The sequence below is a fragment of the Alteromonas sp. C1M14 genome (assembly GCF_018860965.1).
Classification (GTDB): domain Bacteria; phylum Pseudomonadota; class Gammaproteobacteria; order Enterobacterales; family Alteromonadaceae; genus Alteromonas.
On sequence record NZ_JAHKQF010000013.1, the window covers coordinates 202,129 to 221,720 of the forward strand.

Genomic DNA, 19,592 nt, shown 5'->3' on the forward strand with positions numbered 1-19,592 from the left:
AAATGCTTGCGTACTGAAGGAAGCCGCAAAACAAAAAAAGTGTCAATGGGAGACGCAAATGACATTTAAGAAAAAACTATTGGGAACCATGGTCTCAATGGCGTTATCAGCCAGTTTATCTACGGCGGTAAATGCCCAGCAGGTCTTTCCCGAGAATTTAGGTAAGTTTTCAACGACAGCCACCAATGTTAATGTCAAAAAGAATTCCGGTCTGTATATTGTTCAGTTAAAAGATGCACCTGGGATTACATACGCAGAGGAAATTGGAGAATTAATTCCTAGTAAGCAAATGGTTACCGCTCACGGCAATCAATATGCTGCTGATACCCGTCAAGTTAGCCAATATGTTAGCGAACTCAAACGCAAACAGGTCAGCACCGCTGCTGCTATTGGCGATATCCAAATTATTCATAATTATGTTCACAGCTTCAATGGTTTTTCGGCCAAGCTAACAGAAGAACAGGCTGAGTCACTGCGCGCCAACCCTGATGTGGTTAGTGTATGGCAAGACGAGCTCGTTAAAGTGGATACCGCAAATACACCAGAATTTCTTGGCCTTACTGGTCCAGATGGTCAACATACTTTAGGTATTAAAGGTGATGATGTCATCGTGGGTGTGCTGGATACCGGGATTACACCGGAAAATCCAAGTTTTGCGGATGATGGCACCTATTCAGATCCATCCAGCATAGGTTGGGAAGGGTCATGTGACGCCGGTGAAGAAGCCGAAGAAGGCACATTCAGTTGTAACAACAAACTGATTGGTGCTCGCTATTTCAAAGACTCTTTTGAATCTGTGTACGAAATTCAGACTAGCTTAGGTGAATTTCTTTCTCCTCGTGATGCGGATGGCCATGGTAGCCATACTGCAAGTACGGCGGCTGGTAACGAAGGCGTTCCTGCTGTTAAAAACGGTACCGTGATTGGTAACCTTAGCGGTATTGCCCCTCGTGCCCGAATCGCGATGTACAAAGTTTGCTGGAATTCAAGTTACGTAAGCCCATCAGGCGCGGATGAAGCTGGCTGTTTCTACAGTGATAGTATGGCCGCCATCGAGCAAGCCATTGTTGACGGTGTAGACGTACTTAACTATTCCATCGGCGGTAGCTTAACGGATCTTACCGTTCCTTCTACAGCGGCAATGTTACGCGCTGCGCAAGCGGGTATTTTTGTTTCTGTATCCGCGGGTAACGATGGCCCCACTGCATCTACCGTTGGGACGCCTGCTCCTTGGGTAACCTCGGTTGGTGCATCGACCTATGATGGTACAAGTTTTGTTAACGGACTAGAAGTCACCCAAGCCGGTGCTACAGAGACCTACGGATTTACCGAAGGTAGCATCACACTGCCTCTTAGCGAATCCGGTGCGGTAAGTGGATCCTTAGTTGTTGCTGAGCCACTAGAAGCCTGTTATGTCAGTGGGGCGTCAGCGCCGTTAGATAACGCTGCAGAAATTGCAGGAAATGTTGCGCTGATTCAACGTGGTACTTGTGCCTTTACCGAAAAAGTAACCCGTGCTGTAGACTCTGGCGCCACTGCGGTAGTTGTTTATGACAATGGTGGTGGTGTCACCATCATGGGCGGCGACTACGTGGGTGTTATTCCAGGTGGTATGGTCTCTGAATCTGTTGGTACAACATTGAATGCCGCCGCTTCAAGTGGTGACACTGTTACCGTGAATATGAGTGGTTCTATTTTTGTTGAGCAAACAGAAGTGGGCGATATCATGGCTGACTTCTCTAGCCGCGGACCAAATGCGTCTACCCTTGACGTTATCAAACCTGATATCACCGCACCGGGTGTAAACATACTTGCAGCTACCTCTGATACTCCAATGTTTGGTGAACAGGGAAGCCAAGTTGCTTACCTAAGTGGTACTTCTATGTCTTCCCCACATATTGCGGGTATGGCAGCTTTACTTATCGATCAACATCCAGATTGGTCACCTGCGCAGGTTAAATCTGCGTTAATGACAACGGCGTATCAAAGCGTAACGAAAGAAGACGGTGTTACACCGGCTGACCCGTTTGATTTTGGTGCAGGTCATGCTGCTCCGGTATCTGCCATGGAACCTGGCCTGACCTTTGACGCTGACTTCTATGATTACATGGGCTTTATGTGTGGTCTTGATGAAGATACTTTTGTTGAAACTGAATCAGGGTTTACCTGTGCACAGTTTGAAGAAGCCAATTATCCCATTGATGCAAGTCAGCTTAACTATCCTTCCATTGCTATTGGCGAGTTAAGTGGCGAAGAAACCGTGGTTCGTTATGTTACTGATGTAACGGGTGCGGGTGGTACTTACAGCATTACTGTTGAAGGACTGGATAACTTATCTGTTTCTGTTCAAGGCTATGATAGCGAATTTACCCCTGTAGCCGATAACATGTTAGAAGTGGCGCCAAGTGGTGTGTCTGCGTTTGCGGTAACCTTCGATAAAACAGATTCTTCAGTGGTCGATAGCTGGGAATTTGGTGCCATCGTACTTACCGGAGATGACGGAACAGTGGTTCGCAGCCCTGTGGCGGTTAAGCCAGCTTCTGATGTGAAAATCGACTTAGCTGAAGCAGTTTCTATTGGCATCAATAGCAGTGGTCGTGGCTTCTTTACTGTAGGCATGAACTACACTGGTTTTGTTAGCCTAGATTACACAGGTTTAGTGGCACCAGGTATTGTGGATGATGTGGTATCAGAAGATGCTGATGGCACCTTTACTTTCTTGGAAGATGGTCTATCTGTCACTTACTTTACTGTGCCAGAGGGAAGTTCCCTTGCCCGTTTCAGTTTATATGATGAGTTAGTGGAGCAAGAAGGAACGGATCTTGATTTGTTCGTATACCGCTGTATTGATTTCTCATGTACATCTGTGGGCTCTTCAGCTGCGGCTGGCTCTAACGAAGATGTAACCCTGATTAATCCTGAACCGGCTGCGGATATCGATAACGGTGATTTATATATCGTATTTGTCCAAGGTTGGAGTCTAAACGGTGTGGAAAGCACGTCTTTCCAAATGCCTTACTGGATAGCTACTGAGAAAAACAGTGCTACGCGCTTTAGTATGTCTCCTCGTGCCATTGATGGTCGCACCAGTGATATATACGTAATCGCCAGTGGATTAGCCTCAGGTTTACCTTATATGGGTACAGTCACGCTTTATGATGGTGATGGTGTCGAACAGGGCACAACCGTAGTAGAAGCGATTAAAGAATAAAATCAGAGAGTATGGCGCAGCACCTGCTGCGCCAATATAAAAATAAAAGGGTGAAGTTATGAAAAAAATTAAATCATTATTTAGTGCTGCATTATTATCATGTTGTGCTTTGCTGTTTTCCGCCAGTTCTAATGCCGTTGTGATTACGACGAATGTAAATCTTGGTGGTATAGATTTCGCGACTATTGAAACCAATTTAGACGATTCATTAGTGGGTTCTGGATTAGGCCTTGTCAGTACGTTTGACGCAGTAGGCTTTGATCTTGTCGACTTATATGTGCCAATCGCAGATGGTTTTGACCCTTTCACTTGGTGGTTTGAAGCTATCATTGATGTTGATAACATCATGGCAGGTGTAGAGTTCGTTACATTTGACGTAGAAGACAGTGATGGCTGGTTATATTACTTATATGCCGATTCTGCATTCGTCGATTCAAGCTACGGTTCAATTTACGATGTATCCAGTGGTTATCTTTTTGAAGCCTTTGGTTCAGATGTACAATTAACGTCTACCATTGACGTTCCTGAGCCAGCGTTGTTTGGTCTTTTTGCGATTGCATTTGCCGGCATGGTGTTACGTCGCCGAGTTTAATCTATCGTTATCGCGTTATTATAATAGCCTCTGCATTGCAGAGGCTTTTTATTGTCTCATTAATATTACTGTAGAAGCGCTTCCCGTCTTGCTAGAATAAGTAAAATTCATACGTTTTCTCCCCTTGTAATACGTGCATAACGTTGCAATTAGTCATACTGATAAGTAATACTGGCGAAAAATATACGCGTTTTATTCTCAACGAGGTCATCTTCTTGGTTGTCCGGTTCCTGTCTGTACTTTGTCTTGTGATTATCGGTACGCTGGTTAGTGGTAAAGCCGCCGCTTTTGCGGAGGAAGACGTGAATAAAATCACCTATTGCATCGATCCTGAATGGCTACCCTATGAAGCCCTGCGCAATGGCAAGCATATTGGTATCTCCGCCGATTATTTGCATATTATCGAAGATCTAACAAAGCTTAACTTTGAACTTATCCCCACGGAAAGCTGGCAAGAGAGCCTCGCGGCACTAGAGTCAGGGCGATGTATGATGACTACCATGATCAACCGAACGCCAAGCCGTAGCCATTTTCTTGATTTTTCCAGGCCTTATATGGAAGTGCCAAATGTGCTCATTGGTAATGAAAATATGCCAATGGTGCAAGGGTTTGATGGTGTCGGTAATTATTTGGTCGGCGTAGTGGGTGGTTTTCGTCATGCTGAATACTTAGCCAAGTATTATCCAAACATTATCACAGAATACGTGGACTCCAATGTTGAAGGTTTAGAGCGGGTGTCTGAAGGTGATTTAGATCTCATGGTAGGTTCACTGTTAAGCTTGTACGCTTATATTAACAGCCACGAAATTAGTCATTTAAAAATTGTGGGGTTTGCTGAGCCTTTTGACCTGTTATCTTTTGGCGTGAACAAGCATTACCAGTATTTGATCCCCATTCTAAACGATGCCATCGATACCTTACCTGAAAGTAAAAAAGTGGATATTTATCGTCGCTGGAATTCAGTACAACAAGTTCGAGAAACCCGTTATAGAACCGTGCTTTTAATTGTATTTATCGGGGTAGGGCTGATTGCTATTCTGACATGGAGAAAACGTGTAATACGCACGTATAAGCTTGAAATTTACGAGAAAAATGAAGAGATTGAAGTGCTGCAGACCGCCTTACTAGATAAAAATCGAACCCTTGAGTTTCTTTCGAATCGGGACGAATTAACCGGTCTATACAATCGAAACTATTTGATGCGGAAGGTGGAAGAAGAGATTTCGCGCAGCCAACGTTTTCAAACCCCTTGTAGCCTGATTGGTATAGAAGTACTCGATAGCCTCAGTGCTCGGTTGGAAAAAAGTGTAAAAGAAGAACTTTACCGGCAAATGGCCAGAGTGTGCTTATCGACTGTTCGTGACGTTGATATAGCGGTGAGATGTGAATCAAACCGTTTTGTCATCTTATGCCCACAAACCCAACTGTTCGCCGCTAAAAAATTAGCCCTTCGCTTGCTAAAAGCCCTTAGCGATGAGCTGTTAAATCAGACCACCTTACTTATTGGCGTGGCGGAACTGCAAAGTGGTCAAGGATTTATGGAGTGGAATGATGACTTAAACAAGGCCGTCGTTTCATCACGGCGTCGAGGTGGTAACTGTGTGGCGTTAACTGAATAAGTCTCACACATGGGCTTAATCGATAATGGGATGATAGTGCCATTTATGCGCATCGTAGCGTATCTCACAACGTTCAAGTTCCCGTTCTGAACGCCAATTACGATTATTTAGCTTGGCAGACACACCCGAATATAAACGTTTATTGGCTTTCAACTTAATGTTTGCCAAATAGTCGTCTTTGCGTGTTTGTAGTTCCAGCGATTTCTTTTCTAGCCAGAATAATAATGCGGTTTCATTGTGCAGCATGGCTTTCACTTCAGAAACTTTGCTTGCTAGATCTTTGTGGGTTAATCGTTGGTTGATCAAAGCGAGCTTTTCTTTATGGCGTAGATTGTTTTCCCGTAAATGTCTGAGTAAGTCATCGATGGTGTCTTTTTTCTCCGTTAATACTGCTAAACCCGGTGAAAAATCCACTTTTAATGTACTGCCAGCTACTGCCCCTAGGGTGCCGGCTTCGACTTTGTCTTGGCAGGTGAGGTCACAGGCAAACAAGTTACCCATGGGCTTGTCTAGTTGACCTACCGTTACTCCACCACCGGAGTGTATGCGACTATAGGCCAGTTGTCTGGCCACGGTAATATCGCCTTTGGCTTTAAGATCTATGCCTTGGCCATGTTGAATGTGGATACTGCCACCTGCGATGAGGGTACAGCTAAAGGCCTCGCTATCTTCCACCACTTTTCCCATCGCGCCTTCTGTAATAATAATATCGCCACCGGCTTCGATGATGGCGGATTCTACAAAGCCATTGATAGTAATATCTTTAGTGGCTTTAACGATCATTTTTTCAGCCACGTCACCATTAACTAAAATTGCACCTTCATAGGTGACATGACCGGTACCGACATTGACACCATTGCAGATGAAGGTTTCGTCAATATCCATCTTCAAGTTGTGATATTTGGGCATGCCAGACATTTTAGCGATAAGTATATTATCGTCATCGTCACTCACAACCGTATTCATCCCCATTTTGAAGTCGAGCCACTTTCCCGGTTTTGCTATAAGTAAGGTGTCTTTAACATCAAAGCCTTTACGGCCTTGGGTAGGGGCTGTTCTACGCAATACCGGAGTGCCTACTTTCACACAAATAATATCACCGAGATTCCGTAAATCGCTTTTACTGCTGTCGTCAGTCTTAGGTTTTAATACTCTTTCAAGGGCATTAGGAACCAATGGAATAAAACGGGAGTTTTTACCGTTTTTTGCCGGAAGTCCTTTGGCGATGACACCTTCTACGATATCGCCAGGTTCAACCTTGGCGGCTTCGGTGAGAAGGGCTTCTATGTGTCTTAGTCCCACACCACGACGAATGCGATTTTTGTATGCCAGATTTCGGATGGTGATGGCGTTGGGCATCTTGCCGCCGTATGGGGCGGTAAGACGCAGTGAGGCTGACAGGGCATCCTCACTAATTATAAATTCCACTTCAGCATGACGTAATTGGGCAATTTCCGCGGTAATAGCGGAGGTATCGCCGGTTTTGAAGGCTAGGTTAGCCTTATCGCAGGTAGTTTTAAGCGCCCGTTTTGATACATAGAAATCGGCATATGGGGTATCTTTTAGCGAATCAATAATGGACTGGGTGTCCACATCCTGTTCCATTTCACTGGGTAATACCGTGATTGATAGATACTGGGTATCATTATTATAATTGTATGAGATGCCTTTCATTTTTTTATATCCGTAATATCACGCCAATAAGTTATCGGCAGGCTATGGGTTCGACATTAGCCTGTTTACTTTATGTTGAATCACCGCATGAGGTCAAAGATTTTGCGCATATTGATACAGTGCGCGCAATATTGCTTGTTTGTGGCTGTCTTCTCGGTACTGTTCGAGTAACTGTTCAAGCTCGAGCAAATAGGGCTCAAGGGTTAAAGATGCAGGTGAATCGCTATCGGTGAGTCTATTTTGACGGTGAGCTTGCCAGCGGTGCATTTCCTCTTCAGTGAGGGTTTGCGGGTAGTTCCGACACCGGTATCTGAATAACAATGTGCGTAAGGTTGCGTTTTGTGTTTTTTGTGCAAATTCACCGAGGCTTTCCGGCAACGCTTGTCGTACGTCGTCACACCATCTACGTTCATCCTCATTTAAGAAACCGCCGCTATACAAGCCATGATCAGCATCAACCTCTCGCTCTTCATGAGGCGTGGCATACACACTTGTGAGCTTATCCGTTAACTGAGGGGTGTTTATCAGTGTCCGATAATGTTGTAGACATTGCTCTCGGTCGATACCCAAGCGCTTGGCATTATCCTCAGTTAACGCTTTCGCGGTGGTAATAAACGGAGCCCGATTAACATGCAATAGCTTCAAGCCCGGCCTTTGTAGGTCGCCGAGTTCGCTATTAGACGTGTAAAGTCGTTCACGAAGGGTTTGGGCATCGTTTTCTATTAGGGTGTCTACAGGTATGGATAAATCCACGCAAATAATGGCGTTGGAATTGGTGGGATGGGGCGCGACAGGTAAAATCCATGTGCAACATCCCTGAGCCGCTGGAATTTTTGATGACACATGCAACAACACAGAGGGCGATTGGGTATTAATTTGTTTTAGTACTTGGTGTTTACTGCGTAAGCCAAACGCATAATCGTATAATTTTGGCTGATGTTTTTTAATTAACTTAGCCAATGACAGGGTTGCATAAACATCTGATAACGCATCGTGGGCCTGTCCATGATCCAGATTGTTTGCTTTTGCTAAATCCTCTAATTTGAAACTGGGGATCCCGTCTTCTTTTTCAGGCCATACAATGCCTTCTGGTCTTAGTGCATAGCAAGCCCGTGCTAAATCAATAATATCCCAGCGAGAATTGCCGTTGCGCCATTCTCTAGCATATGGGTCGAAAAAATTACGGTAAAAAAGGTGCCGTGTTACTTCGTCATCAAAACGGATACTGTTATAACCCGCAACACAGGTTTGGGGTTGAGACATCACCTCGTTAATTTGTCGTGCAAATTCGGCTTCTATCATACCGTCACGAATCGACTGTTGTGGTGTCACACCAGTGATAAGACAGGCTTGTGGATGAGGAAGTAGGTCGTTTGCGATTTGCGCCATGATATTAATGGGTTTACCAATAATATTCAGATCCGCATCTGTACGGATGGCTGCAAATTGACAAGGTGTATCTTTTATCGGGTTGGCACCCCATGTTTCATAATCGTGCCAAAGTATACTGGGCGCACGTTGCGTCATTATACGAATAGATCCTGTATTTGAGACTTCATGTGGGACTATACCAGCCAGCATCTATACTCGCTAGATACAAACGTCGGCTTTGCCTGCGTCAGAGAAAATATTAATGTGAAATGGGCGTATTGATTTTAATTGTTGAACTGATGGTGTGATGGCAAGGTCACAATAAATAAGCATTGTTAAAATAACGTTAAAATTTCTAGCGTGTTTTACCGGTTCGGACTAGGCTCAAAGAAGGCTACCACCGGATAGCGCGATCTAGGTTTAATATTATTTATCAGTATGTCTTTATCAATAATCATAAAAATGCTGTTACTTCCCGTATGGGGTGTAAAGGAGGCAATATGGAATCTTTGTTAGTCAGTGATTATATGAATCTCCACCCAGTAAAGTTAACACCGGATATGCCTGTTGCCGAAGCCGTTGAGGCACTTCTTGCCAGCCATCAAACTGGCGGTCCGGTACAAGATCCATTTGGCAAAGTTGTGGGCTTTTTATCTGAGCAAGACTGCCTAAAGCAAATGATTGAATCGAGTTATTATCGAGAGCAGGTGTGTCGCGTCAAAGATGTGATGCAGACCGTGGTCGCGGCCGTGAAACCGTGGAGTTCTGTGCTTGAAGTGGCGCAACGCTTAATCAACGAACGACCGCGTATCTTCCCTGTCATCGATGATGATGAGAAGTTAGTGGGGACGATTAATCGAGCCGCAGTGCTGCGCGCTATCGATAAGCAGTTGCAGTCAGGATATAACCAGAAAGCCAGTTAATGATTAATGGCCCTGCAAAGCGCATTATTTATGGTAAACTTTAGCGCCTTTTTGGTCTAAAACCGGTAAGTTTGCTGTAAGGAATGCGCGTTGTCCTTTGAATCTGAAAAAACTTCTCTTTCTACATTATTTAATTTGTTATCCCAATGCATGATTGCCGATCAATTTTCGTTGCGAAATCGATTACGGCGCTGTGCTGCGTTGTTAAAAAAGGATGAAGAGCAGGGAAGTGCGCAATTAGCCCAGCTTGAGAAAAAAATACAGGCATCTGTGTCACAGCGTCAATGGCGAGCCGACAATGTGCCAACTATTTCTTATCCCCCGTTACCGGTAAGTGATAAAAAAGAAGACATTAAAGCTGCGATTGCCAGTAGTCAGGTGGTGATCGTCGCCGGTGAAACAGGATCGGGAAAAACCACCCAGCTACCCAAAATATGCCTTGAATTGGGGCGAGGGGTAAATGGACTCATCGCCCATACACAGCCTCGTCGCTTAGCCGCGCGCAGTGTGGCTACGCGTATAGCGGAAGAGCTTAATACTCCCTTGGGTGAGAAAGTGGGGTTTAAAATTCGTTTTTCCGATCAAGTGAGCGAATCCAGTTATGTTAAGTTGATGACTGACGGCATGTTGCTTGCCGAAATGCAAAAAGACAGGTTTTTAAACCAATACGATACAATCATCATTGATGAAGCCCACGAACGCAGCTTAAATATTGACTTCTTGCTTGGTTATCTAAAACAGTTATTGCCTAAACGGCCAGAGCTTAAGGTTATTATCACCTCAGCAACCATTGATCCAGAGCGTTTTAGTCGTCACTTTTCCGATGCGCCCATTGTCGAAGTTAGCGGACGTACCTATCCGGTGGAGATCCGCTATCATGGGCCTGAAGAACGAGGCGATGACGTTGATCAAACCGACGCTATTATCTTTGCTGTTGATGAGCTAAAACGTGAAGCCCCCGGTGATATTCTTATCTTTTTAAGTGGTGAACGGGATATTCGCGATACCCAAGATGCATTGCAAAAACAACAGTACCGAAATACGGAAATTGTTCCCCTTTATGCACGCTTGTCGGCGGCAGAACAAAACCGCATTTTTCAATCTCATTCTGGCCAGCGTATTGTGCTCGCAACCAATGTTGCCGAAACCTCGTTAACGGTGCCGGGGATCAAATATGTTATCGACCCGGGTACGGCCCGTATTTCACGTTACAGCGCTCGCAGCAAGGTACAACGGCTTCCCATTGAACCTATCTCTCAAGCCTCAGCGAATCAGCGAGCCGGTCGATGTGGTCGGGTATCGAACGGTATTTGCATTCGTTTATACAGTGAAGAGGATTACTTAGGCCGTCCCGCCTTTACTGATCCGGAAATTTTGCGTACCAACCTAGGATCCGTCATTTTACAGATGCTTGCCCTTGGATTGGGTGATATCGGTGCCTTTCCTTTCGTACAGCCGCCAGATAATCGGAATATTACCGATGGCTTTAGGTTGCTAGAAGAAATACAGGCCATTACCCGCAACAAAGGCAAGGTGACCCTTACTCAGTTAGGACGGCAGATTGCTAAATTACCCATCGACCCGCGTTATGCCCGTATGGTGATAGAGGCGGGTAAAACCAATGCATTGATGGAAGTGATGGTTATCGCTGCTGGCTTGTCTATTCAGGATCCCCGTGAAAGGCCTCAAGAAAAGCGTCAGCAAGCAGATGAAAAACATAGCGAATATCTCGATAAAGAATCGGATTTCATTAGTTTATTTAATTTATGGCAAGGGTTTAAAGCACAACAAACTGCGCTATCTAGCAATCAGCTTCGCAAATGGTGTAAGACGAACTTTATTAACTATTTGCGCATGCGGGAATGGCAGGACATTGTCAGTCAGTTAAAAAAGTCTATTGCAGAAATTGGTCTTGGTATTGGCCATCAACCGGCGGATTACACCGCTGTGCATCAAGCCATTTGCAGCGGTTTATTGTCTCATTTAGGCATGAAAGATAAAGATCGGGAATATTTAGGGGCGCGTAACTCCCGCTTTATGTTGTTTCCTGGTTCAGGGCTAGCAAAAGCGCAGCCTAAATGGATCATGGCGGCAGAATTGGTGGAAACATCAAAATTATTTGCGCGTATGAACGCAAAAATTGACCCTAGCTGGGTAGAGCCGATCGCTAAGCATGTTAGTTCATCTAGCTATTCTGAGCCCCATTGGTCGAAAAAGCGTGGTGCCGTGGTCGCCTTTGAAAAGGTCACGTTGTTCGGGTTACCCATTATTCCCAAACGCTCTGTTGTATACAGTCATATTGATCCTGAAGTGAGTCAAAACCTTTTTATACGCCATGCCCTTATTGAAGGGGAGACAAAATTAACCTATCGGTTTTTGTCAGAAAATTTAGCGTTACTTGAACAAGTGGACGAGCTGGAACAGAAAATTCGTCGCCGAGACGTGATGGTTGATGAAGATGCGTTGCTGGACTTTTATGCCCAACGTTTGCCGGTAGAGGTGAACAATGAGGCGGCATTTAAAAAGTGGTACAGTCGCCAGCAAGATAAAGACAGTTTGTTGTTTAGTGAACAAGATGTTTATCGCCAGCAACCTGAATCTCACCTTTCCAATGCCTTTCCCGATACATGGGTGCAAGGCAATATACGCTTGCCGTTACAATATCATTTTGAACCCACCGCCGAGGATGACGGGGTAACGGTCATGATCCCTCTGCCTATTTTAAATCAGGTTGCGGACATCGGCTTTGACTGGTTGGTACCAGGATTAAGGCACGAGTTAGTGGTAAGTTTAATTAAAGGCTTAGAAAAAAGATTACGAAAGAACTTTGTGCCTGCGCCTAACTATGCCCAAGCCTGTTTGGAAGCGATTTCGCCGCTGGATAAAAAGAATCAGCCCGTCTCTTTGCTAACGGCCTTGTCTGATCAATTAAGGCGCATGACCGGCGTACAGGTAGAAGACGACGATTGGAATGATGCACACTTAGATAAACACCTAAGAATGCACTTTGCTGTGGTGGATGATGAAGGTAAGTCCATCGCGAAAGGGGATGATCTTGATATCCTGAAAAAACAGTGCCAAGGACAAGTGAAGGCCACGTTTGAACAAGCGGTTACGCCAGAATTAGAGCGCAAAGGACTACAGCGATGGGATTTTGAATCACTGCCGGCGTCTTTTACTCAGAGAATGAGGGGATTTGAAGTGCAAGCCTATCCCGCCCTAGTCGCAAAAGGTGATACCGTTGATATAGTGCTGGTAGACGAGCAAGAAAAAGCCCGCCATCTGCATCGACAGGGCGTCATAACCTTGTTAAGAAATACCATGCCCTCGCCAGTAAATTATCTGCAGGCCAAATTGCCAAATAAAGCAAAATTAGGGTTGTATTTTAACCCATTCGGTCAAATCAAAGCCCTTATTGATGACTGTATTGAAGCGGGTATTGATACCCTTGTTCAGCAGTATGTTGCCAAATATGGTGAGGAGGTACGTCATGCCGACGCCTTTAACCAGTGTGCCGATTTTGTGCGCGCTGAAATCAATGACACCGTTTTGGCAGTGGCTCAACAGGTGGAAACCGGCTTGACCACCGCTCATCAGTGCCAGAAAAAAATGAAAGGCAGTATTCCGCTGTCGATGGTTAATGCCCTTGGCGATATTAAGCAACACTTAAATGCACTGGTTTATCCGGGGTTTGTATCAGACATTGGCAGTGAAAGATTAACCGATTGGAATCGTTACATTAAGGGATTGGCTCGGCGGTTAGAAAAACTGCCAATTGATCCTAATAAAGATCGTATGCACCAACAAACGTTATCCAAAATAGAAGCTGAGTTTAACAAGACCTGTAAAAAGTATTCACAGGATAAAGTGCCGGCGTCGTTATTAGATATCCGGTGGATGATAGAAGAGTTAAGGGTCTCGCTATTTGCTCAACAACTTGGAACGGCTTATCCGGTGTCGGCAAAACGTGTGCTCAATGCTTTACAGGCGTTTTAATACGACTTTAATCATAGGTTGGTGGATTGCAGTTGACATACTTCTGGCAGCATCCTATAAGAGGGTAGGAGTTTGTTCGGTTACTGCCAGAGGTTGGGAGAAGTAAAATGTTAGGATACGACGATAAACGGAATTTTTTCAGGATGATGGTTAATTCACCCTGCCAAGTACAGATCAACGATGAAGAATCCAGCCGCACCCACCAAGCCGTGTGCAAAGACATTAGCGCGACGGGCATGTCACTTGAGGTCGAAGAGCCCTCAATTGAGGTTGGAACCCAAGTGAATGTCTCTATTGATTCAAACAGTTCTCAAATACCGTCTCTTTCCGCGGTAGCAACGGTGGTAAGATGCGTTCCTGAAACCGACGCCAGTTGTGTTATTGGCGTTGAAATTTCTGAGATGAAGTAATCTTTTTACTCAATAACCAGGATTAAGTTTTTAGATTGTACATCCTTCTTGTTGTAAGTGATAATCATTATCATCAGCGCAATGAGGAAATCAGTATGACTAAAACAATTACATTCGCCATTATGCATTTTTCTGTGGCATTTACCGTGGCTTACTTACTTACCGGTAGTTTGGTGGTAGGCGGAGCTGTGGCTTTGGTAGAGCCGGCAATTAACACCGTAGCATTCTACTTCCATGAAATGTTCTGGCAGCGTCGGGCAAGTAAGACGGGAGTACCGTCTTCATTGCCCGCTTAACAGCGACATTTAGATGTCGCTGACTTCGCAGATTAAGCCTTTCAAATAATAGCCTTCGGGAAAAGTACCAATGATGGGATGGTCGGGCCCCTGAGATAGTCGCTCGATAATCTTAATGGTACGCCCTGCATCAAGAGCGGCATCAGCGACTATTTTTTGAAATAGATCTGCTGGCATTAAACCTGAACAGCTGAAAGTAAACAGTAGACCACCGGACTTAACCGCATGGATCCCGTACATATTGATATCTTTATATCCTCTGGCGGCACGATTTAGCGAGGCTTTGCTATCGACGAATTTAGGTGGGTCGAGAATAACCATGTCAAACTGGCGTTGTTGCTGATGATAATTTCTAAGAGCGACAAAAACATCCTCATTAACCATTTCGCATTTAGCCTGACTTAAATTATTCATGGCGAGGTGCTTTTCGGCTAAAGCCAAAGCCGGTTCGGATACATCTACGTTCGTCACCTTCGTGGCGCCCCCTTGTAATGCATAGCAGGAAAACGTGCCGGTATAGCTAAAACAGTTTAATACCTCGCATCCGTTTGCATAGCGCTTCACAGCGGCTCGACTCTCTCGCTGATCAAGGTAAAACCCAGTTTTGTGGCCATTTCTAATATCTACCTGTATACGCACACCATTTTCCATTATATCCACAATGGTGGGTGGATCGCCTACCAAGGGTTGGACGATGGGCTCTAGGCCTTCTTTGCGTCGTACATCCACATCGCTGCGCTCGAAAATATCCTTACCCGGTAGCACTTTTTGTAGTGCCCAAACAATTTTGTCTCGTTGCTTATCTGCGCCAGCACTCAATAGTTGGATAACGATAACCGTATTGTAGACGTCTACCGTCACCCCAGGTAAACCGTCGGATTCCGACGCAATTAAACGGTAACTGTTAGTGTCGTTGTTAATCACCCACTTTTGACGAAGGGCGTGTGCTTGAGCGATCCGTCTTACAAAAAAGCCATTATCGACAGATTCGTTTGCATCAAACGTCCACATTCTTACTCTTATCTGAGATTCCGGCGACCAAGCGCCGCGGCCCAGCCATTTTCCTTCACTACATTGCACATCAACGGTGTCACCAGGCCGGCAACGACCTTGTAATTGCTCTATGGCACTAGCGAATACCCAAGGGTGACGGCGGCGTAAGGATTTATCACGTTGAGGCTGAAGGATAACGGTTGCTGACATTGGGTCTTTAAACATGAATGAAATGAGGGGCGTAGTATAGCTTTTCTCATCGTTTATCGCGACTATTGAACCCAATCCATGGATTTGGGTATAACAGACTAATAATTTAATGCATGGTATGGTTATAAAAAAGGAGTATTTATGCAATATATTGATTTCACATCTGGCGAGGGGCCGGAAGGTCTGGTCATTAAAACCCGCTCAATACCCACAGTGAAGGCTGGTGAAATACTCATTAAAGTGGCGGCATTTGGTGTTAACCGAGCCGATACGTTACAACGCCAAGGAAAGTATCCCCCACCGCCAGGTGAAAGCGATATTTTGGGGTTGGAAGTATCAGGGGAAGTGGTGCAAGTGGGAGATAATGTAACCCAGTGGCACACAGGCGACCGAGTCTGCGCGTTGGTGGCAGGAGGCGGTTACGCAGAATATGTTACTGTTAATGCCGCTCATGTTATTCCCATTCCTCAGAACGTATCGTTAGTTGATGCAGCTGGCTTAACAGAAGTTTATCTTACTGCGTGGCAAGCGTTATTCGCCATCGGCGGCTTAAAGGCCTCAGACAAAGCGTTGATTCACGCCGGCGCAAGTGGCGTGGGGTTAGCGGCTCTTCAACTTTGTCGCTATAAAGGTGTCGAAACGGCCACCACAGCGTCGAGTACGGAAAAGCTAAATTTGTGCACAGAGATGGGAGCAAGTCTCACCATCAATTATCGTGACGAGGATTTTGCTGCCGTGTTAAAGGAGCAATGGCGAGGTGGTGTAAACTTCATCCTTGATTTTATTGGCGGTGACTATTTAAACCGTAATCTGAAGGTGCTCGCTCAGGACGGCAAGGTGGTGTATTTAGCCATGTTAGGTGGGCGCTATGCTGACCAACTGGATATGGCCTTGTTATTGGCAAAACGTGCCACTATTGAAGGGTCCACTCTACGTAATCGTACGGATGAATATAAAGCTTCCTTAATAGCGGATTTTATCCAAAAGGGGTTACCAGGTTTTGCATCCGGTGCGTTACAGGTAAATGTAGATACAGTATTAAATGTCGATGCCGTGGCCGAAGCCCATCGCTTATTAGAAAGCAATCAAACCAAAGGTAAAGTTATCGTAAGGTGGGGGTAGGGTTGTCTTACGCCCATGATGTTTAGATAGGTGTATTAGAATAAAACCTAAATTGCTGCCCGCAGCATGCTGCGGGCTTAGTGCGTTACCACAATAGCACGTATTAGCGAGGGATTAAGCGATGAGTAATCCGCGCATTTGCCACTGGTTTATCTTCCGATGACCAATAAGACGGGCGTTTAAACCGATTCAGTAAACCCTTTATCTTCCAACGTAGGAGAGGAGGCCGCGGTTCTTGCTAAGTCATCACAGCGTTCGTTTTCTGGGTGACCTGAATGTCCCTTAACCCAATGCCACTTCACATCATGTTTTTTAACCGCCTCGTCTAACCGTATCCATAAATCCGCATTTTTTACCGCTTTTTTACTGGCGGTACGCCAACCATTTTTACGCCAATTATGGATCCATTGGGTGATGCCATTTTTAACGTATTGGCTATCGGTGGTAATATCTACCTGACAGGGTTCTGTTAGGCATTCTAGCGCTACCGAAGGGGCCATTAATTCCATGCGGTTATTGGTGGTTTGATAAAAACCTTTGCTAAGTTCTTTTTCATGATCTTGGTAAATAAGCAAAGCGCCATAACCACCAGGGCCGGGGTTACCTAAGCATGAACCATCGGTATAAATTGTGATTTTTTTTACTGCCATGAAATGCCTTTTTACGGTTGCAGTGTGATTTTGCTATTGGGTTGGTATACTAATGCCCCCGAATCTTTACTACCAGCTTAAAGTGCACCTTAAGCTGATGTTTCTGTCTAGTCGAATTAAAAAATCAAGGTTGCTAAATTATGCGTCAAATTGTTCTGGATACGGAAACCACAGGTATCGATCCTAAAGAAGGGCATCGTATTATCGAGATTGGCTGTGTTGAGGTTATCAACCGCAAACTGACGGGTAATCATTTCCATGTTTATATTAATCCTCAACGTGAGATAGACCAAGAAGCCATTGAAGTACACGGCATAACCAACGAGTTTCTCGCCGACAAACCCCTATTTGCTGATGTGGCCAAAGATTTTATCAAGTTCATTTCTGGGTCCCAGTTAGTGATCCACAACGCGGCTTTCGACGTGGGGTTTATGGATCACGAATTTGCCTTAAACAGCCAAACCACATCGGTAAAAACCCGTGATATTTGCGACGTACTAGATAGTTTGCTTCTTGCTCGGAAAATGCATCCGGGACAAAAGAATAACTTGGATGCCCTCTGTCGTCGTTACGGCATTGATAATAGTCACCGTGAACTACACGGCGCTTTATTAGATGCTGAAATTTTGGCTGATGTTTACCTTTTAATGACCGGTGGCCAAACCAAACTTAATTTGGCAGGGCAAACGGGTGATGACGGGGGGAATAATGCTGATCGTATTAGACGGGTAAAACGGGATGCAAATAAATTAAAGGTTATTCGCGCCTCCGCCGATGAATTAGAACAACATGAAGCACGATTGGATATTGTGCAAAATAGCGGTGGTAAATGTTTGTGGCGGCACTCATCAGAACACTAACTTACTTTCTTCTTTCTACCACATTCGCGTTTTTAGCGGGTGGGTGGTTTAGTGTCTTGGCACAAGATGTTCAGGCTGAAACTCAAGATCCCAGTCGCGTCATCAACGCTCTGGGTGACGATTATCAAAACTCTATTGTGTTGCTGCGTAATCGATTTCGTATCGATTATCAGGTTGATGAGGTAACGCTAGTATTCTTTCGTGAATACGGTTCGCCACCGGTGGTTCTGGTTCGCCCGGATGGATCCAAAATCTATTCGTCCCAAGCCGATGGCGAAAATGTCGTGTGGTTTGATGATGGTACCTACGACATGGTGAAGATAAAAAAACCGGTACCGGGCCCGTGGCAGGCAGTGGGACAAGTCTTGCCTGACAGTCGAGTCATGGTGTTATCGGATATCGAGCTTCATGCAGAAGCACTGCCACCGGTTATTTTTTCTGGGGAAATACTTAAGCAAACGGCTTATCTGACCAATGGGGGAAAGCCCATTGATTATGCTCAGTTTCGTGATGTGGTAACCCTATCCATTCAACTAAAAAGTACCAATAATCCTAATTATCAAAATTTTGGTGCTCAAGATGAAGTGATTGCCACCTTCGAAGATGATGGCCGAGGAATGGATGAAGCCCCCCTTGATGGCGTATTTACTGGTCAATTCAATCTCGCTATTCCGCCAGGTGAATGGCGACCTGTTTTTCGTGTTGAAACGCCAATGTTCTCTCGTGAACAAGTGGATCCTGTACTAACACTCTTCCCTAATCCTGTTTCATTAACGGTAGTGCCTGATGACGGAAAAATTGGTTATCACGAACTCAATATAGATGTGGTGAGAGACCAAATAGACATTCATTCGTTGCTCATAGACGGAAAGGTCCGTTTTCCAAATGGTGATATTCAGAACTTTTCTCTCACCGAGCCCTCTGACGCGGTGCGAACGCACCGAATTTTAGCTTATGAAGAAGGTATTTTTCGCGTTAAGGTAACGGCCTATGCCACCACATTTGATGGTAGAGATATTATTCTTGATGTTCCTGAATTTAGTTTCCTCGGTGAAACCTTTGAGGAGGACGCCGTGGACGATGCGAATGGTGTCGCTGAGGCTGAAACGGTTGAATCTGCCAGCATGCAAAATGATGCTCCGTTACCACTTAAGGCAGATACGCCAGCGGCGATGGACCAAGGTACCTTGGTGATCGCCATTATTACTGTCAACGGTATGATCATTATCATTGGCGTTTTTGCTGCGCTGTTTATTCTATGGCGGCGAAAACAATCTGCGCTTCCCTCAAAAAGCGACACGGCGAGTGCAGCGAAAGAAGATAATGCAGGGGCAGAAAAAAACGGTGTTGTTCAGCGAGTGCTTGGATTATTTAAGAAAAAACCACGTAAAGACGAATAATGAGGGATAATCGCCATTCTTCGTGTACAGTCGCGGGGAGTGTTCAGGGCGGTTTGTATCCCTAAAAACAAGAAGAACTGGTTTATATTGCAACATAATGACCAGAAAACATGCAAACAAACCTTTGATGCGTATTTTATCGAAAAAAACCGTTGACTCGACCATAGGGAATACGTATTATCTGCGCCGCAGTCAGGGCAGAGGTGTTAACTCACTTTAGCCAAGCTGCTGAAAATATTGAAAATGTGGAGCGGTAGTTCAGTTG

The 19,592-nt window shown here is 45.0% G+C and carries 14 protein-coding genes; 10 read left to right on the forward strand and 4 right to left on the reverse strand.

The window, feature by feature from the left end; translation table 11 throughout:
• Nucleotides 1-58 precede the first annotated feature (58 nt).
• The 3 genes from KO501_RS12165 to KO501_RS12175 all read left to right on the forward strand — a co-directional run bounded on the left by KO501_RS12165 (nucleotide 59) and on the right by KO501_RS12175 (nucleotide 5,422).
• Complete coding sequence (locus KO501_RS12165) at nucleotides 59-3,211, forward strand: S8 family serine peptidase (RefSeq protein ID WP_216029938.1); 3,153 nt, start codon at nucleotides 59-61, stop codon at nucleotides 3,209-3,211.
• Between the two features lie 58 nt (nucleotides 3,212-3,269).
• Nucleotides 3,270-3,803, forward strand: coding sequence for a PEP-CTERM sorting domain-containing protein (locus KO501_RS12170; protein ID WP_216029939.1), 534 nt, complete (start codon nucleotides 3,270-3,272; stop codon nucleotides 3,801-3,803).
• 215 nt (nucleotides 3,804-4,018) lie between these two features.
• On the forward strand, nucleotides 4,019-5,422 hold the full coding sequence (locus KO501_RS12175; RefSeq protein WP_216029940.1) for a transporter substrate-binding domain-containing protein: 1,404 nt from the start codon (nucleotides 4,019-4,021) through the stop codon (nucleotides 5,420-5,422).
• Between the two features lie 15 nt (nucleotides 5,423-5,437).
• Here KO501_RS12175 and KO501_RS12180 read toward each other — a convergent pair whose 3' ends face one another.
• Nucleotides 5,438-7,096: a FapA family protein gene (locus tag KO501_RS12180; RefSeq protein ID WP_216029941.1), complete on the reverse strand. Its 1,659-nt coding sequence runs from the start codon at nucleotides 7,094-7,096 to the stop codon at nucleotides 5,438-5,440.
• A 93-nt stretch (nucleotides 7,097-7,189) separates the two neighbouring features.
• Nucleotides 7,190-8,623 (reverse strand): exodeoxyribonuclease I, encoded by a 1,434-nt coding sequence (gene sbcB, locus KO501_RS12185; protein ID WP_216029942.1) that lies wholly within the window; start codon nucleotides 8,621-8,623, stop codon nucleotides 7,190-7,192.
• A 344-nt stretch (nucleotides 8,624-8,967) separates the two neighbouring features.
• Between sbcB and KO501_RS12190 the strand changes: the two genes are divergently transcribed.
• From KO501_RS12190 to KO501_RS12205, 4 genes are all read left to right on the forward strand, one after another.
• Nucleotides 8,968-9,390 carry a CBS domain-containing protein gene (locus tag KO501_RS12190; RefSeq protein ID WP_216029943.1) on the forward strand — a complete coding sequence of 141 codons (423 nt, stop codon included), beginning with the start codon at nucleotides 8,968-8,970 and terminating at the stop codon, nucleotides 9,388-9,390.
• 90 nt (nucleotides 9,391-9,480) lie between these two features.
• On the forward strand, nucleotides 9,481-13,386 hold the full coding sequence (hrpA, locus tag KO501_RS12195; protein WP_289847297.1) for an ATP-dependent RNA helicase HrpA: 3,906 nt from the start codon (nucleotides 9,481-9,483) through the stop codon (nucleotides 13,384-13,386).
• A 107-nt stretch (nucleotides 13,387-13,493) separates the two neighbouring features.
• Entirely contained in the window at nucleotides 13,494-13,796 is a 303-nt protein-coding gene (locus KO501_RS12200; RefSeq protein WP_216029944.1) for a PilZ domain-containing protein, read from the forward strand.
• Nucleotides 13,797-13,891: 95 nt separating this feature from the next.
• On the forward strand, nucleotides 13,892-14,092 hold the full coding sequence (locus tag KO501_RS12205) for a DUF2061 domain-containing protein (protein ID WP_216029945.1): 201 nt from the start codon (nucleotides 13,892-13,894) through the stop codon (nucleotides 14,090-14,092).
• 9 nt (nucleotides 14,093-14,101) lie between these two features.
• On the opposite strand, the gene KO501_RS12210 is transcribed toward KO501_RS12205, so the two are convergent.
• Entirely contained in the window at nucleotides 14,102-15,295 is a 1,194-nt protein-coding gene (locus KO501_RS12210; protein WP_216029946.1) for a class I SAM-dependent methyltransferase, read from the reverse strand.
• A 141-nt stretch (nucleotides 15,296-15,436) separates the two neighbouring features.
• Here KO501_RS12210 and KO501_RS12215 point away from each other — a divergent pair, with 141 nt between their 5' ends.
• A complete protein-coding gene (locus tag KO501_RS12215; protein WP_216029947.1) occupies nucleotides 15,437-16,417 on the forward strand; it encodes an NAD(P)H-quinone oxidoreductase in 981 nt (326 codons plus the stop codon).
• Nucleotides 16,418-16,596: 179 nt separating this feature from the next.
• On the opposite strand, the gene rnhA is transcribed toward KO501_RS12215, so the two are convergent.
• Complete coding sequence (gene rnhA / locus KO501_RS12220) at nucleotides 16,597-17,067, reverse strand: ribonuclease HI (protein ID WP_216029948.1); 471 nt, start codon at nucleotides 17,065-17,067, stop codon at nucleotides 16,597-16,599.
• A gap of 140 nt (nucleotides 17,068-17,207) precedes the next feature.
• On the opposite strand from rnhA, the gene dnaQ reads away from it, so the two are divergent.
• A complete protein-coding gene (dnaQ, locus tag KO501_RS12225) occupies nucleotides 17,208-17,927 on the forward strand; it encodes a DNA polymerase III subunit epsilon (RefSeq protein WP_216029949.1) in 720 nt (239 codons plus the stop codon).
• A complete protein-coding gene (locus tag KO501_RS12230; protein ID WP_354667831.1) occupies nucleotides 17,903-19,327 on the forward strand; it encodes a TIGR03503 family protein in 1,425 nt (474 codons plus the stop codon). Before dnaQ ends, KO501_RS12230 begins: the two co-directional genes overlap by 25 nt.
• Nucleotides 19,328-19,592: the final 265 nt, after the last annotated feature.

Coding starts and splice junctions, on each gene's coding strand:
- KO501_RS12165 (WP_216029938.1), top strand. CDS start 59: ATGACATTTAAGAAAAAACTATTGGGAACCATGGTCTCAATGGCGTTA.
- KO501_RS12170 (WP_216029939.1), top strand. CDS start 3,270: ATGAAAAAAATTAAATCATTATTTAGTGCTGCATTATTATCATGTTGT.
- KO501_RS12180 (WP_216029941.1), bottom strand. CDS start 7,096: ATGAAAGGCATCTCATACAATTATAATAATGATACCCAGTATCTATCA.
- sbcB (WP_216029942.1), bottom strand. CDS start 8,623: ATGACGCAACGTGCGCCCAGTATACTTTGGCACGATTATGAAACATGG.
- KO501_RS12190 (WP_216029943.1), top strand. CDS start 8,968: ATGGAATCTTTGTTAGTCAGTGATTATATGAATCTCCACCCAGTAAAG.
- KO501_RS12200 (WP_216029944.1), top strand. CDS start 13,494: ATGTTAGGATACGACGATAAACGGAATTTTTTCAGGATGATGGTTAAT.
- KO501_RS12205 (WP_216029945.1), top strand. CDS start 13,892: ATGACTAAAACAATTACATTCGCCATTATGCATTTTTCTGTGGCATTT.
- KO501_RS12210 (WP_216029946.1), bottom strand. CDS start 15,295: ATGTCAGCAACCGTTATCCTTCAGCCTCAACGTGATAAATCCTTACGC.
- KO501_RS12215 (WP_216029947.1), top strand. CDS start 15,437: ATGCAATATATTGATTTCACATCTGGCGAGGGGCCGGAAGGTCTGGTC.
- rnhA (WP_216029948.1), bottom strand. CDS start 17,067: ATGGCAGTAAAAAAAATCACAATTTATACCGATGGTTCATGCTTAGGT.
- dnaQ (WP_216029949.1), top strand. CDS start 17,208: ATGCGTCAAATTGTTCTGGATACGGAAACCACAGGTATCGATCCTAAA.